General features: G+C 44.5%; 14 protein-coding genes. 7 read left to right on the forward strand and 7 right to left on the reverse strand.

Annotated elements, in window-relative coordinates:
* Window positions 1–7: 7 nt before the first annotated feature.
* From A37S_RS0108965 to A37S_RS0108990, 6 genes are all read right to left on the reverse strand, one after another.
* A complete protein-coding gene (locus tag A37S_RS0108965) occupies window positions 8–568 on the reverse strand; it encodes a hypothetical protein (RefSeq protein ID WP_028296696.1) in 561 nt (186 codons plus the stop codon).
* 22 nt (window positions 569–590) lie between these two features.
* Complete coding sequence (locus A37S_RS0108970; protein WP_084163829.1) at window positions 591–2171, reverse strand: TlpA family protein disulfide reductase; 1581 nt, start codon at window positions 2169–2171, stop codon at window positions 591–593.
* 505 nt (window positions 2172–2676) lie between these two features.
* Complete coding sequence (locus A37S_RS0108975) at window positions 2677–3441, reverse strand: hypothetical protein (protein ID WP_028296698.1); 765 nt, start codon at window positions 3439–3441, stop codon at window positions 2677–2679.
* Between the two features lie 2 nt (window positions 3442–3443).
* Window positions 3444–3821, reverse strand: a complete 378-nt coding sequence (locus tag A37S_RS0108980; protein WP_028296699.1) for a GntR family transcriptional regulator — start codon at window positions 3819–3821, stop codon at window positions 3444–3446.
* 2 nt (window positions 3822–3823) lie between these two features.
* Complete coding sequence (locus tag A37S_RS0108985; protein ID WP_028296700.1) at window positions 3824–4606, reverse strand: hypothetical protein; 783 nt, start codon at window positions 4604–4606, stop codon at window positions 3824–3826.
* Complete coding sequence (locus A37S_RS0108990) at window positions 4603–5445, reverse strand: ABC transporter ATP-binding protein (RefSeq protein ID WP_028296701.1); 843 nt, start codon at window positions 5443–5445, stop codon at window positions 4603–4605. Before A37S_RS0108990 ends, A37S_RS0108985 begins: the two co-directional genes overlap by 4 nt.
* 525 nt (window positions 5446–5970) lie before the next feature.
* On the opposite strand from A37S_RS0108990, the gene A37S_RS0108995 reads away from it, so the two are divergent.
* Window positions 5971–6741: a porin family protein gene (locus tag A37S_RS0108995; RefSeq protein WP_028296702.1), complete on the forward strand. Its 771-nt coding sequence runs from the start codon at window positions 5971–5973 to the stop codon at window positions 6739–6741.
* A 33-nt stretch (window positions 6742–6774) separates the two neighbouring features.
* On the opposite strand, the gene A37S_RS0109000 is transcribed toward A37S_RS0108995, so the two are convergent.
* On the reverse strand, window positions 6775–7650 hold the full coding sequence (locus A37S_RS0109000) for a hypothetical protein (RefSeq protein ID WP_028296703.1): 876 nt from the start codon (window positions 7648–7650) through the stop codon (window positions 6775–6777).
* A 299-nt stretch (window positions 7651–7949) separates the two neighbouring features.
* Here A37S_RS0109000 and A37S_RS0109005 point away from each other — a divergent pair, with 299 nt between their 5' ends.
* The 6 genes from A37S_RS0109005 to A37S_RS0109035 all read left to right on the forward strand — a co-directional run bounded on the left by A37S_RS0109005 (window position 7950) and on the right by A37S_RS0109035 (window position 14104).
* Entirely contained in the window at window positions 7950–8873 is a 924-nt protein-coding gene (locus A37S_RS0109005) for an endonuclease/exonuclease/phosphatase family protein (protein ID WP_028296704.1), read from the forward strand.
* Window positions 8874–8908: 35 nt separating this feature from the next.
* Window positions 8909–11191, forward strand: a complete 2283-nt coding sequence (locus A37S_RS0109010; RefSeq protein WP_028296705.1) for a GH92 family glycosyl hydrolase — start codon at window positions 8909–8911, stop codon at window positions 11189–11191.
* 71 nt (window positions 11192–11262) lie between these two features.
* The gene (locus A37S_RS0109015) at window positions 11263–11442 is read left to right on the forward strand and encodes a DUF6496 domain-containing protein (RefSeq protein WP_028296706.1); all 180 of its coding nucleotides are present in this window, start codon (window positions 11263–11265) and stop codon (window positions 11440–11442) included.
* A 115-nt stretch (window positions 11443–11557) separates the two neighbouring features.
* Window positions 11558–11782, forward strand: coding sequence for a hypothetical protein (locus A37S_RS0109020; RefSeq protein ID WP_028296707.1), 225 nt, complete (start codon window positions 11558–11560; stop codon window positions 11780–11782).
* 643 nt (window positions 11783–12425) lie between these two features.
* Entirely contained in the window at window positions 12426–13628 is a 1203-nt protein-coding gene (locus tag A37S_RS0109030; protein WP_028296709.1) for an ATP-binding protein, read from the forward strand.
* Between the two features lie 32 nt (window positions 13629–13660).
* Complete coding sequence (locus A37S_RS0109035) at window positions 13661–14104, forward strand: hypothetical protein (RefSeq protein WP_028296710.1); 444 nt, start codon at window positions 13661–13663, stop codon at window positions 14102–14104.
* The last annotated feature ends 84 nt before the right edge of the window (window positions 14105–14188 follow it).

Below are 14188 nucleotides of genomic sequence, written 5' to 3' on the forward strand. Positions count from 1 at the left end.
TATTGTGTCAATTGGATGTATAGGTGAGTATATCTGTTCCCCGCATCTGTCGGATGATTTCCTTTGTGTTCGTGAGCTCCAGCACTTGATCGTCTTCGTAGGCCCTGCTGTAGCATACGTAATCGCCCTGGGCGGTCTGACGGTCTATCACGTAGATATGCCACATCGATGGGCCAGATACGAGCGATACGATGACTTTTCTGCCTTCGGACAGCTCTTTATCAATGGTGGCAAATAATCTATTGATGGGGAAGTCGGGTGACCGACGATCTTTGAAGCGGTGGGTAAAGGTGAGACCATGGATGGTTTTTCCATCAAAATTGGCAAAAGAGCCATCCGTTTTGTTTTTCCATTGTTGTTGAAAGTCATAGAAGCCAGTACCTACTTTTCGGTTGAACTTTAAAACCATTTCCACAGACGAGGGGATACAGGACATGGCATAGATTTGTTTATGCTTCTGCACGGTGGGTAGGATAGAACCACCCTTTTGTGCCCATAGCTGGGGCTGTGCCGATAGGAGGACAAATAGCGCTATTAGTGTAATACAAGATTTTAGATGCGTAGTCATCTTTCTTTGTCGATTAATAAGTTTATGGCTTTGCTAAAGCTTTCTCCAGTTCATTTTCGTTTTTCGGCATATTTAGCAGTTCTATGGCCCTTGGTGCGTTATTATTTGCGATAGTGCCATCCCTATTGATGATCAAGTAGTGTGGAATGGCCTTTATTCGATAGGCTTCTATGGCGGGATTCCTAGACCAGCCGGGGGCAATGAGGTTGATCCCGTCCAACTTGTACTTTTCCAGTGCCGCCTTCCATCGCGCCTCGTCCACATCGACACAGATGTTCATAAACACCACATCTTTGTCCTTATAAGCCTCATGTAGCTTGGGAACCGCTTGTTGAATGTCTTGTATGCAAGGGCCACAGTAAACACCCCAAAAGTCGATGTATACTACTTTTCCCCTGAAATCGCTCAGATTCACCATCTTGCCATTTGTATCCATTAAAGCGAGAGGTGGCGCCTGAAGGCCTGGTTTTAGTGCTTTGGCTGCTTGGTACGAGTTGCTTAACAAGGACCTGAAATATGCGGTATGAATATCTGGTGAAAATTTTTCAAAGGCATTTTCTGCTAAGGCAAAGCTGTCATAACGGAAGGAACGGCTGACGATGTTGGCAACGAACCAGTCACGCATCAAAATCGAACTGGTGCTGCCCCACACCCTATAAATACTTTGATATAGTGAGCTAGTGAGTTGGTAGCTGGATGGATAACTGTAGTCGTTGACAACGATATTGAACGGCCGGCTCATCCTTACATAAGTATAGATAAAATCGCGGTATGCCGGAACGTGACAAAACCATGCTTCGCTTTGAATCCTATATTGGGGGCCTAACGATAGTATGGGATAAGCCATGACCATCGCATGATTAACTTTATTATATGTAGTGTCAATGGTTAAGTCTTTTTTCCCGAGCAGCCCAGCATCGTTGAGCAATTGGCAATATTCGAAATATCGTCCAACGAGAAGACCTGCAAAAGGTTTTTTACCTTCGTCCGAATGGTCTAATATAAGTTGAACTTCTTGGTTGAACAGATCATTGATTTTGTCAAATTTCTCTTGTTCTGTCCATATCTGCCTGTTTTCCCATAGTGTGCTTTGTAAAGTTAGGTTCGGTTTTCTAAATCGTTGGTACAAATCCCATTGCACACTAAGAATGGGGTTGCGATGCGTGTTGTTGCTATGGGCGGAAAAGGTATTCTGGAAGTCTGCTTCATCCCATTGGATTTCCAAGGTGTCGCTCTCGCCTACGCTAAAGGTAATGGCGTCACCGTTAAGGTATAAGTATATATCTTGTTCTAGTATAACAGGGAAACTTTTTTCAAAGTGGCCGTCTTTGTCAACTGGTACCGCCATTCGTTCATTGTCACCAAAACCCGTGATGACAAATTCAAAGAAATCACGTTTGAATTGTTTTGCCTGACCTTTGATGACGAACTGACCAGGCGTTCCAAAATCCTGCAGCAGCGAATCCAAGCTTGCAGCTGACTCGTTTTGAGCGATAGTTGGCAAGCATGAAAACACAAGGATAATGATCGACAGTAAGATGGATAGGAAGTTTATCGAGCAAGGGGTTTTTGACAGTAGCGGTCGATTATAAGTTGTTTTCATGGTTGTGGGAACAATGTTTCACTAAAATACTCACTTCCTAAAGGATTCGTTTCTCATTACTAATGTACTGTATTAAAATAATGATAGTATGACTGTTAACTTTCTGTTAACGTTTTACGGTTGAGTCGTCTCTATGTACGAGTGTTTAAAGAAATCATCATTGGTTGGTGTCTTTATACAGCATTTGTCCGACTTAACCCCGTGGACGGGTTTTAGTTCATCTTATCTCAACGTATTGAATTCGTAATTGGTATTTCGTGTTCTTTGAGTGTTATCCGATTTGCTCCAGGGCGGCGAATTGGTGTTTTATATGAGCGGGAAAAAGTAGCTTTTTAACAAGGAGTTGTCCGAAAAGTAACACGCATCGTCATTCCGATTGGCGCGTAGCGGAATCTATATGTTTGAATTTCATGTTTTTAGATTTCTCGACTACACCTTGTTTCGCTCGAAATGACGCATAGACAGACTTTTCGGACAGCCTCTTGCTTTTCTGGACATAGTGGTTTTACTGCTGAACTCTCGTCCCCTTCAATTTAATCTCTGCTTCGTTTTGCAGATCCGTGTTTAGGGTTTTGATAGCCGCTTTGTTCAATTCAAACTTTGCCCAATCTCTGCCCGTAAGGGAAAGTTGTCCCAACTGACTAGTACTGTCTATAGTAGCTACCGCTTGGCCATCCATATCAAGCGCTATGGATTTAATAGCTAAATCATTGAAATGTATCCGTCCCGCCTTTCGCATTTCGATGTGTAGGCTATCTTCTCGAAAGCCATCGAGCGTTATTTTGCAACCAAAATAGACGGTCTCGGAGCTTGTATTATTCCCCTTGCCATGGGTAACGGTAAAGGCAATGCCTTCGTTCGATACGTCTTTTAGACTGTTGAGATAGATGCTTATGTTTCCCCTTTGGTTGGCAAGATGCCAAAGCGAATCCAGATTGTCGGGAATGTTTTTTGCATAGCTTATGGATAATGTTTCTCCTTCCTGCTTTACCACGATAGGGAGGCCTTTGGTGATATCGGCATGGGCCACGGTGTCATATTTGATGAGGATGTCTAGTTCCGATAAAGGACCTTTTAGCGCTACCTTTGAAATACCGGGAGCGAGATCTGTTCTTTGCATTTCTTTCTTGCCCAAGTCCGCTGCGTAAATGTCGTTCCGAATGGTATAGTCTCCATGATCGATTTTGTACTTCAGGGCAAAAGCATTGATGAAAATGGCCGATAGCAAGAGCACTCCAGTCGCTATCAGTAATATATTGCTGGTTTTCATGTCTATTTGTTTTTATACGTGGCGGTTATATAGCTATTGTACTTTTCTCGAATCTCTTCCAATGGAATCCCTAGAAGGTATATTTTGCGAAAAAAGATTGGTAATTCTTCCTGCATAAACTGTTCGCGCTGCTGCTTCTTGATCAATTGGTGCGAGTTCGGACTTACAAAGAAGCCAATGCCGCGTTTGTTGAATATAATATCAGCCTGCTGCAATTGTTCGTAGCTGCGCATGACCGTATTGGGGTTTACCTCTAGCTCGGTCGCCGTTTCTCGTACAGAAGGGATCTTTTCGTTTATCTCCCATTTTCCCAATAGGATCTGTTCGCTCATATAATTGGCAATTTGAACATATATGGCTTCGTTGTTTCTAAATTCCATGCTTAGACCTCCTTTTCCTTTAATTTGAAAAATGCCGTTGCCCATAGGAGCAATGCAAGGACAAGCAAGGCACTTTGTCCAAGCATCTCGACATTGTCGAAGCTGACGCTTGCCCAACCCTGCTCACTCATGGTATTTAAGGGGAACAAAGGAAAGGGCGTGGAATTGCTGCCAAAAATGGCAAGTGTAATCCGATGATTGGTATAGATATATGCGCCTACCGAGGCAAAGACGATAAGCGCTGAGAAAATGACCGATCTTTTAGGTATACTGATGGAACCCAGAAACGCGGCACTGTGGATCAATACATATAGTAGGAACAGCCAATTTACGGGGACGGAACCTGGATTGGTAAAGATGTTGAAATAGGTGTTTTCTATCCCCAGATAATAGGAAACCGATTTGAACACGAGGAATTGCGTGGCGTGAAATACGGCAAAATGACAAAGGGCAAAGCCAACACAGGTAACCAGCCAGTGTAAGCAATATTTTTCTAGCGTAGAGGCGGGGAGCATCAGCATGGATATGCCAGAGCGCGGCAGGTGGTATTCCTTAAAGGTACTACCGGCAAAGATAAAACCTCCGAGATAGAGCGAAACGAAGTAAGTGACGGCTTGTTCGTTGATGTCAACCGTTTTTCTACCGCCAGAGTAGGTCATAAAGGCAAAGACAACGCCTAATATCGCAATAAACACAATGAGACTGATGATGTAGGTTTTGGCATTTTCGTTGAAATGTTTGCGGAGCAAATAGCCAAAACGTGCTATGTCAAAGATATCGTTCATGATGGCTGTTGGTTTAAGTGATGGATTAAAGATTGGTTATCGGATATAACAGCGTTGAAAAGCAGTTCGAGGTCTGGCTTGCTGTTCCAGTTATTGTCATTGGTGGCTATGCCCAATGTCCCCCTATATGTTTCTTCAGCATAGAGCGACTTTCCGCCAATTTCTTGATCAAATAGACCAAAATACAACTGCTTTCCGAGGTCTTCATAGCTTTTGTTCAGTACAATTCGCCGATCGTGCAAAATGAGTACACTGTCTATCAGGTTGTCCAGATCGCGCACTTGGTGCGTGGAAATAAGTATGCATCGGTCGTCGCTGAAAGCATTGGCTATCACCTTCCGGAATTTTGCCTTGGAAGGTATATCCAGCCCGTTCGTCGGTTCGTCCATAATCAATACCTGCGTATTGCAGGCCAAGGCAAAGGCTATCATGAACTTTTTCTGCTGGCCAAGAGATAAATGGGTGAGCTTGCTGTCTTGCGGTACCTCAAAATCTGTGAGGTAGGCATTGAGCTGTTCATGGTCAAAGTTAGGGTAAAAAGGAGCGGTACCTTTTACAAAGTCTTTCGCTTTGGTATCCGGTACATAGATTTCTTCAGCCAAATAATAAAGCTGTTGCAGGAAAGCAGGTTGCCGGCGTTTGGGGGTCATGGTATTGATCGAACATGTCCCTGCCTTGGGATACGATAGTCCTGCAATGTTCTTTAACAGGCTAGTCTTTCCGGCACCGTTCTTTCCGAGCAGGCCGTAAATGTGGCCGGGCGAAAGCTGTAGATTGAGGTCTTCAAAAAGAAGTTTTTTCTTCTTGTAACCGAAGCTAAGATGAGAGAGCGATATCATATAGTGTATTAGTTAAATAGTACACTACAAATGTAGATATCTTGGATATAAAAGCAAATGTTTTTGAAATAATTTTTTTGAACTGCCAAAGAATGCGGCAGTCGAAGGAAAACATAGTCCAAAATAGCGCATGGATACATGCTGTTTTGTATAAGCCTTATGGTCATCAAGTCAGCGTTTTAGGTTGATGAAATTACCCGAAAATGGGTATTGCTAATCTGTGAAAAAGAAATTAAATTGACCTCTGCGGAGATCAGCCTGTCGGTCAGGTAGAAAATAGCTGTTCTGTTTCCATAAACGTGTTTCATCTGGGTAGGAAAATTCTTTTCAGACACAAACAAGAGGATGGACAGGCAGGCGATTCGACCGGATTTGAATGGTTTTGGCATCAGCCGATGGACGTAGATGATGGCTTGATATCGATACAAGCAATCACATGGTCGTATAATTAATTGTAGTAGTAGGTGGTAGCGCAATAACAAACAAGACAACACAATCTCAAACAACTTAAATCAACAACATCAGATGGAACAACTGAAAAGAGGCCTTTTGGGGCTATTGCTATGTGGTACGGCCATGTGCTTGCCAGCATGCTGGGGCGCGGTATATGCAACCATGAAAGCCGAAACCGAAAGCCATTGGGAATCAGCGCTTGATACGCTGGGCTACGAGGGAAATGAAATCGGCAAGTGGCAGCTATCCTTCCACGGGGGCTGGAGCTACCGTATAGCAAAGGTAAGTAGCCAAATGGGAGACTTTACCGACTACGTCAAGAAGCTGAAATCTGGCTGGCATTTGGGGGGCTCGCTAGGCTATTTCTGGCGGCAGGACATGGGCGCTGGTGCAAGCTATTCGCGCTATGCCAGCAAGGGGCAGGTGGACAATGTCACCCTGACTTATGACACGGGTGAGGTGAGCTACGGCAGCATGAGCGACGATATTGCCATCCAGTTCTTTGCCCCGACATTTTTCGTCCGACGCCCATTTGGTACGGGCAGGTCGAACTTCTACGTGAATGTGTCGCTGGGTTACCTATCGTATGTGGACAATTCGCTGGTGGTGGGCCAGTCGCTAAAACTGTCGGGTTCCACCTTCGGGTCTGCGGTGGAGGGCGGGGTGGACATACCCCTGGGCAATAAGTTGTCGCTCTCGCTGGGCGCATCGTTGCTGGGGGGCAACCTGCGTAAACTGAAGGTGAGCAGCGGCGGTCAGGAGACTACCCTGGAACTCGAAGAGGACCAGCGTGAGAATCTCTCGCGCATAGACTTGTCTGCTGGATTCAGGTTGCGGTTGTAGCGATAGGATTAATTGACAAGATAGTATGGCGGATCAAGCCTTGGTGTTTTGCCTTTTAATCTCCTGCTTAATATCACTTCGCTTGGAAAGAGCTTTATTGTCAAAGGTGAAAATAGCACTTATCGCTTCTTTTTCCTCTATACCGGGAAGAGCCTGATTGAGCGAAAATAGCTCGTCGTTTACAAAGAACGAAGCAAGGATGCCCGAGGAATTGTATGCCTTGTTGCTAAGGGGGATCTTCCTTTGCGCCCAGTCTTCCATGTAATAGGAGAGTGAGACGAACAATAGTATCAGGTTGTCTTTTTCCCATCGACGGCAGTATTCCCATTCGATACCTTCCTGCGAGGAAGGTTCTATATCCACGCGTTCCAACAATTGGAAGCGTGAATGCTGAAGATCCATACGGGCTACCATGAGGTCAAAGCTGGCCTTGGCATTCTTGCCATCCCTGGTTTTGAGGAAGGCTATACGTGCGTCATCAGCTAGCCGAGGCAAAGTAAAATGGATAATGCCCTCTTCGGAAACATGGCACCGCAAGGGAAAATTGAGCGTTTTTTCGAAGGGGGCATCCATATTGAACTGGAACCCGATAAGGTCGGCAGGGTCTATGTCGCGGATATCGCGCTCGCCGATGTCTCGGTTCACTCGTCTAAGGCTTTTGGTCAAGAGGGTATTCAATCGCGCATGCATATTGGCGTCCCGCAACTCCTTTGGCTTTGCCGCCAGCATGCGGATGGCTTTCCCCACGTTGCTCGCTATGCCAAATTCGTGGGCAGCCAGTTTTGCCTTGAAGCTACGTTTTACTTCGGCTGGCTTATACTGTAATACATTCTTGCCGTTCAGTTTCCTGTATATGACCTCGTCGTTCAGTTTACCCCGCACGAAGCCCTGCGAATCTACTATTGCCATACTTTCTCTCGTCTATCTATGTGTCGGATTGATATAACCGACATTCTAAGTAAGTGAAAATCAAATTTAATATATCTCTATTTAAAATCCAAGTAATACTTAGATACAACTTGGACTTACCTTGGAGATACCTTGGATATAAATTGGATTTATAGTAAGTGTTTCCTATAAAATTGCCCTTAATGCCATATGTTAAAAGAATCTTGTTAATAAAGCGTTAAAGAACGTGAAGCAAATTGGCTAAAACGTTTTAATTTATATCTTAGCCCCTATAGATACCAATTCTGAACAATAGAACTATGAAAACAGTTATTAGAGCAAGTATTATTCTTTTCTTGTGCATATGTGGCCACATCCACGCGCAAGACCTCAATGTAGCCACGTTTAACCTAAGGAACGACAACAATAAGACGGATGCGGCCAATGGCGATGGTTGGAAAGACCGCTATCCCATCATTGCCCAGATGATACGTTTCCACGAATTTGATGTGTTTGGTACCCAGGAAGGACTTCATCATCAGTTGGAAGACTTGAAGCGCGACTTGCCGGGCTACGATTATACTGGTCTTGGGCGTGATGACGGCAAGCAGGCTGGCGAATACTCGGCCATATTTTATAACACCGAAAAATTCCTGTTGGAAGATCACGGCGATTTTTGGCTTTCCCAGCAGACGGATAGACCGAACAAAGGTTGGGACGCCGTATTGCCGAGAATCTGTAGTTGGGCCAAATTGAAACTCAAGGAAAATGGCAAAGCGCTTTATTTCTTCAATGTACACTTCGACCATGTGGGCGTAGTGGCGCGGAGCGAAAGTGCCAAATTGATTTTGCAAAAGGTGCAGGAGCTTGCCCATAATCAAACGGCAATACTGACAGGCGATTTCAATGTCGATCAGCAGAGCCCCAGCTACGCCGTGCTGACCAGTACCCCCATCTTAAAGGATGCCTTTGAGGTGGCTGCATTCAAATATGCCACCAATGGTACTTTTAACAATTTCAATCCCAATAGCAAGACCGAAAGCCGGATAGACCATGTCTTTCTAACACCTGATTTCAAAGTACGGTATTATGGCGTCCTCACCGATACCTATCGGTCCAAGCTTCATGATAAGGAAGAAGCATACCAATCGGGCAATTTTCCCAGGGAGGTTTCTCTAAAGGATTACAGGGCCAGGACACTGTCCGATCATTTCCCCGTCATGGTAAAACTGACCATGCCCTAATGTTTATTTGGCTAACCCGTAAATGATCTAATGGAATGAAATATATAGTTGTTTGTTTCTCGCTTCTGTTTATGGCCCTTGGAGCGAAGGCTCAAGACTTGGTTGCGCATCCGGAAGAATATGTCAATCCCTTGGTCGGAACAGATTCCAAGTTTAGTCTTTCCAACGGCAATACCTATCCCGCCATAGCCGTGCCGTGGGGCATGAACTTTTGGAGTCCGCAGACAGGAAAGATGGGCGATGGCTGGATGTACACCTATGGTGCCGATAAGATCAGGGGCTTCAAGCAGACGCACCAACCTAGTCCTTGGATCAACGACTATGGGCAGTTTTCCCTGATGCCCGGCATTGGTGAACCCCAATTTGATCAGGAAGAAAGAGCCAGCTGGTTTTCGCACAAAACAGAGCATGCCCGTCCCTATCATTATGAAGTATACCTGGCCGACTGCGACACCAAGGTGGAATTGGCACCTACCGACCGCGCTGCCGCATTTCGTTTTCACTTCCCCGATTATGACAGCAGCTATGTGCTTGTTGATGCCTTTGACAAAGAATCGTACCTCAAGGTCTTGCCTTCTGAACATAAGCTGATAGGCTATAGCACCAAAAACAGCGGTGGCGTGCCCGACAATTTCAAAAATTATTTTGAGCTTTCCTTTGATAAGGAAATCGATAGGGTTGTTTTTTGGAACGATGGGAAGGTTGTTTCGGATATCGAGGAACTGAAAGGCAAGCATGTGATGGCGGCCGTCTATTTCAAGAAATCTGCCGAAACGGTAGTGAATGCCAGGGTGGCTTCCTCTTTCATCAGCCATGAGCAAGCCAGCCTCAATATGAAAGAAATTGAGCATAAGAGCTTGGAAGAGGTAGCTCAATATGCCAAAGCAGCATGGAATAAGGAACTGGGACGGATTAAAGTGGGTGGTGGTACGGAAGAGCAGTTAAAAACCTTTTATTCCTGCCTCTATCGTAGCCTATTGTTCCCCCGGAAGTTTTACGAAGTGGATGCACAAGGCAATATTGTGCATTATAGTCCGTATAACGGACAGGTGCTGCCGGGCTATATGTTTACAGATACGGGTTTTTGGGATACGTTCCGGGCACTCTTCCCTTTCCTCAACCTGATGTACCCCACGCTGAACGGCCAAATCATGCAGGGCTTGGAAAATACGTATAAGGAAAGTGGCTGGCTCCCGGAATGGGCGAGTCCGGGCCATCGCGAGAGCATGATCGGATCCAATTCGGCCTCCATTGTCGCAGATGCCTACGTAAAGGGTATCGAAGGTTTTGACCCTGCTTTGCTATATGAAGCCATGGTGAAAAACACCAGGCAATCTGGTCCCGTCAGTTCCGTGGGCAGATTTGGCGTGGACTATTATAACGACCTGGGGTATATTCCACAAGATGCCCATATCAAAGGCAATGTGGCCAGAAGCCTGGAATATGCCTATGCCGATTTTGCCGTTTATCAGTTGGCCATGGCGCTCGGCAGGCCTCAAGAGGAAATAGATCTTTATAAGAATAGATCTTTCAATTACAAAAAATTATTTGACTCAGAATACGGCTTGATGAATAGCCGCTATGCCAATGGTGAATTTTTTCGCCCTTTTGATCCCTATGACTGGAATTATTCTTTCACGGAGGGAAATAGCTGGCACTGGTCTTGGGCGGTCTTCCACGACATTGCCGGCCTGAAAGAGCTCATGGGCGGCGACAAGGCTTTTGTGGACAAGCTGGACAGCATTTTCATATTGCCTCCTAAGGTAGGGTGGGGGCCTAGAAAAGGGCCGATACACGAAATGACGGAAATGCAGGTGGCCGGCATGGGGCAATATGCACATGGCAATCAGCCCATACAGCACATGATTTACCTTTATAACCATGCGGGTGCGCCTTGGAAAACCCAGTATTGGGTGAGGGAAAGCATGAACCGCCTCTACAACGCCCAGCCCGATGGTTATTGCGGCGACGAGGATAATGGACAGACTTCTGCTTGGTATGTCTTTTCGGCGCTTGGTTTCTATCCAGTGACACCAGGAACAGACCAGTACGTGCTGGGCGCTCCTTTATTCAAAAAAGCCGTGCTTAGCCTGGAGAACGGGAATCAGATCGTGATAGAGGCTCCGAACAATAGCGAGAAGAACAGCTATATCCATGAGCTGAAATGGAATGGTAAAGCCTATGGCAAAAATTGGCTAAGCCATTCAGAGTTGTTAAAAGGCGCCGTTCTGGAATTTGACATGCGCGATAGCACCAACACGAAACGAGGTACCGATCGCATGGATTTTCCTTTTTCTCTTTCGTCAAGCGTTCATTGACAATTTTAAGCTTAAGGAAGAACATAGCGCCTCATCGTTTGTTCCACTTATATATTAGTATAGGAGGAGAAATGGCAAAGTATTCAAAAAAAGCACAAGAGAAAGTGGCCGAAAATATCAAGGAGATGAAGGAAGGCGAACTCAAGAGTGGGAGTGGTCAAAAAGTGACCTCCAAGAAGCAAGCGATCGCTATCGGCTTATCGGAGGCCAGAAAAGAAGGAGCCAAAGTGCCGAAGAAGAAAGGCGATTAGCTTACTTATAGGCATCTTGAATTGTGGGGTAGGGATACAAAAGAATCTGCACCGCGTTTGCGGGATTGGATTCTAGAGGCTGTAGGGGGAATTACAGAAAGTAAAAAAGAGCATCATGAAAAATCCAAGTAATATCAGTAAAATCGGAAATGCCGTTGTTGGACAGGCCGCAGGCGGTAGAATTGCCCTCGGAGCGATGGCTCTCGGAGCCTTGGCTATTGGCGCGGTAGCTGTAGGGGCACTTGCAATCGGTGCTCTCCGCATAGGCAAAGGAAAAATTGGTAAACTGCATATCCATGAGTTGCAAGTTGACAAGCTGATTATAAAAGATCAGAAATAATAGTGCCAAGGCGATGAACCTTATCTTTATAAAGGCCTTTTAGTTAACTAAGGAAGGTCCGTTGTTACACCATTCACTCGGGTGCACGACAAAAATCCCTTCAAAAAACGCGTCATTGCGAGGAGCGAAGTGATGCGGCAATCTACGTTTTTTGTTTGTCAGATTGCCTGCCTGTCAGGCAGGCTTCGTCGTGCCTCCTCGCAATGACGCCTGCACGGACGTCACTGCGAGGAACGAAGCAGTCTCGCACAGGAGGATCATCACTGCAAATGAGATTGCTTCACTCCCGGCACTATCCATCCCCTTCCGTTCGCAATGAACGACAACGACAAGTGGGAAATCTGTCGTGCGCCCCATTCACTCCAGCAGGAATTGTAGCTGTAGTCTAGACAATCGAATATCAAGGTGGGCGACCTTATGCCAAAAGCCAACAGAAGTGGTGGGCTTATGTAAACCTACAAGAGACCGTAAACAGCCATCAAGATGTGTTTTTTTTAATACATTTATCTAAAAATCAGGATCACCCCGCTAATATAAAAAGCCTTTTTTCTGTATTTTATTAAGCTGTAATTTCAATAACTTATCTATATTGTTAAGTTGATTCAACAAAAATGTATTATTTTTGTTGAATATATATATCAAAATGGAAAGACTGTTTGCTAAATCTGCTTTTTTAGTGGAAGATATTACAACCGAACATGTGCGTGGATTATATGGTCAGATTGATTGGAAAGATCGTTTGATTGGTATTTTAGGTGCTCGCGGAACAGGAAAGACAACCTTGTTGTTGCAGCGACTAAAGATGGATTATGACGGTAGTTACGAAAAGGCGATATATATATCTATGGATGACATTTATTTTTCCACACATACCCTAGTTGACTTTGCCGAGATGTTTAGACAAAAAGGCGGGAAAATCTTGTTTATTGATGAAGTGCATAAATATTTGCATTGGTCGCGTGAAATTAAGAACATCTACGACACATATAAAGATCTACAGTTGATATTTACGGGATCTTCCATCATTGATATCCACAAGCAAGAGGCGGACCTGAGTAGAAGGGCAATTTTTTATGAGTTACAGGGTTTGTCATTTCGGGAGTACCTCCAATTTATTGGCGTAGCGGAGAAACTGCCTAGGTATAGCCTAGATGAATTATTAGATAACCATATGAAGATTGCGCTGCACTTTACGAAGTCGTTTCTGCCTTTGCAATATTTTGAAGCATATCTAGGCGCAGGGTATTATCCGTTTTTTCTGGAAAATACCAATACGTATCTCATTCGGTTGGAACAGGTGGCCCGTTTAATTGTCGAAACAGAACTGCGCTATGTGGACGGCTTTGATGTGGGCAATACGTCTAAAATTATGTCTTTACTGGCGATAATGGCAGAGCAGGTGCCTTTTAAACCTAATATCAGCAAATTGAGTGAGAAAATTGGGTTAAGCAGGAATACGCTTTTACAATATTTGCACTACCTTTCTAAGGCCAAACTCATCAGCCTACTAGAAATGCTGGGCCACAGTGTGAGCATACTGCAAAAGCCGGAAAAAATCTATCTGGAAAATCCTAATTTGCATTATGCTTTAGCAAACGGGCAACCCAATATAGGAGCGCAGCGGGAATCCTTTTTCCTGAACCAATTGCGTAATGCAGGTTACCTTGTTTCATTGGCACCCAAAGGTGATTTTTTTGTAGAAGAGCAGTATACCTTTGAGATAGGAGGAAAAGGCAAAAAAACAACACAAATAAAAGATGTTGATAAGGGTTTTGTCGTGGCGGATGATATGGAAGTGGGGGCTCACAACAAAATTCCCTTATGGCTTTTTGGCTTTCTGTATTGAGTTTTGTGATACTTCTAATGATACCGATGCTTATGAAGAATATTATATTATGCTTGTCGATGGTTTTCTGCTTCAGAGCAAGTTATGCACAGACAGACCAAAAAGAACAATCATTTAAAAATATCACGCTTAATGCCGGTATAGATACGGCTTTTGATAAAACGGCAAACTACATACAGGCCAGTGATATGTTTATTTTGGCTATGGATAAACAGGCTGGGTTTATCCAAGCGAAAGTGTTTGAGAAAAATAGAAAGATGATATCGGCTAAAAGGGGTGAAAGAAAAACTTATAATTTTATCTTAAGGCCGCTGGATGATAAAACGACGGTATCGCTGAATATTTACGTGGAAGACTACCTTTTTGGCGGCGAGGTGCAAAGTAGATCCTATTACTACGAAGAAAAGGGGATATCGAAAAACGAGAGGGATTACCGGGCTATTTTAAAGGCATTACAAGATGCAGTGCAGGAGTAATCTTACTTATTAGAAGCTAATGTAAAAAGCCGTTTCTTTAGCGTCTTTATTTTTTTTTATAGATTTAGTGAGGCTTTCTATGAG

Source organism: Olivibacter sitiensis DSM 17696 (genome assembly GCF_000427965.1).
Classification (GTDB): Bacteria; Bacteroidota; Bacteroidia; order Sphingobacteriales; family Sphingobacteriaceae; genus Olivibacter; species Olivibacter sitiensis.

Coding starts and splice junctions, on each gene's coding strand:
- A37S_RS0109030 (WP_028296709.1), top strand. CDS start 12,426: ATGGAAAGACTGTTTGCTAAATCTGCTTTTTTAGTGGAAGATATTACA.
- A37S_RS0109020 (WP_028296707.1), top strand. CDS start 11,558: ATGAAAAATCCAAGTAATATCAGTAAAATCGGAAATGCCGTTGTTGGA.
- A37S_RS0108990 (WP_028296701.1), bottom strand. CDS start 5,445: ATGATATCGCTCTCTCATCTTAGCTTCGGTTACAAGAAGAAAAAACTT.
- A37S_RS0109015 (WP_028296706.1), top strand. CDS start 11,263: ATGGCAAAGTATTCAAAAAAAGCACAAGAGAAAGTGGCCGAAAATATC.
- A37S_RS0109000 (WP_028296703.1), bottom strand. CDS start 7,650: ATGGCAATAGTAGATTCGCAGGGCTTCGTGCGGGGTAAACTGAACGAC.
- A37S_RS0108985 (WP_028296700.1), bottom strand. CDS start 4,606: ATGAACGATATCTTTGACATAGCACGTTTTGGCTATTTGCTCCGCAAA.
- A37S_RS0108970 (WP_084163829.1), bottom strand. CDS start 2,171: ATGAAAACAACTTATAATCGACCGCTACTGTCAAAAACCCCTTGCTCG.
- A37S_RS0108975 (WP_028296698.1), bottom strand. CDS start 3,441: ATGAAAACCAGCAATATATTACTGATAGCGACTGGAGTGCTCTTGCTA.
- A37S_RS0108980 (WP_028296699.1), bottom strand. CDS start 3,821: ATGGAATTTAGAAACAACGAAGCCATATATGTTCAAATTGCCAATTAT.
- A37S_RS0108995 (WP_028296702.1), top strand. CDS start 5,971: ATGGAACAACTGAAAAGAGGCCTTTTGGGGCTATTGCTATGTGGTACG.
- A37S_RS0109035 (WP_028296710.1), top strand. CDS start 13,661: ATGAAGAATATTATATTATGCTTGTCGATGGTTTTCTGCTTCAGAGCA.
- A37S_RS0108965 (WP_028296696.1), bottom strand. CDS start 568: ATGACTACGCATCTAAAATCTTGTATTACACTAATAGCGCTATTTGTC.
- A37S_RS0109010 (WP_028296705.1), top strand. CDS start 8,909: ATGAAATATATAGTTGTTTGTTTCTCGCTTCTGTTTATGGCCCTTGGA.
- A37S_RS0109005 (WP_028296704.1), top strand. CDS start 7,950: ATGAAAACAGTTATTAGAGCAAGTATTATTCTTTTCTTGTGCATATGT.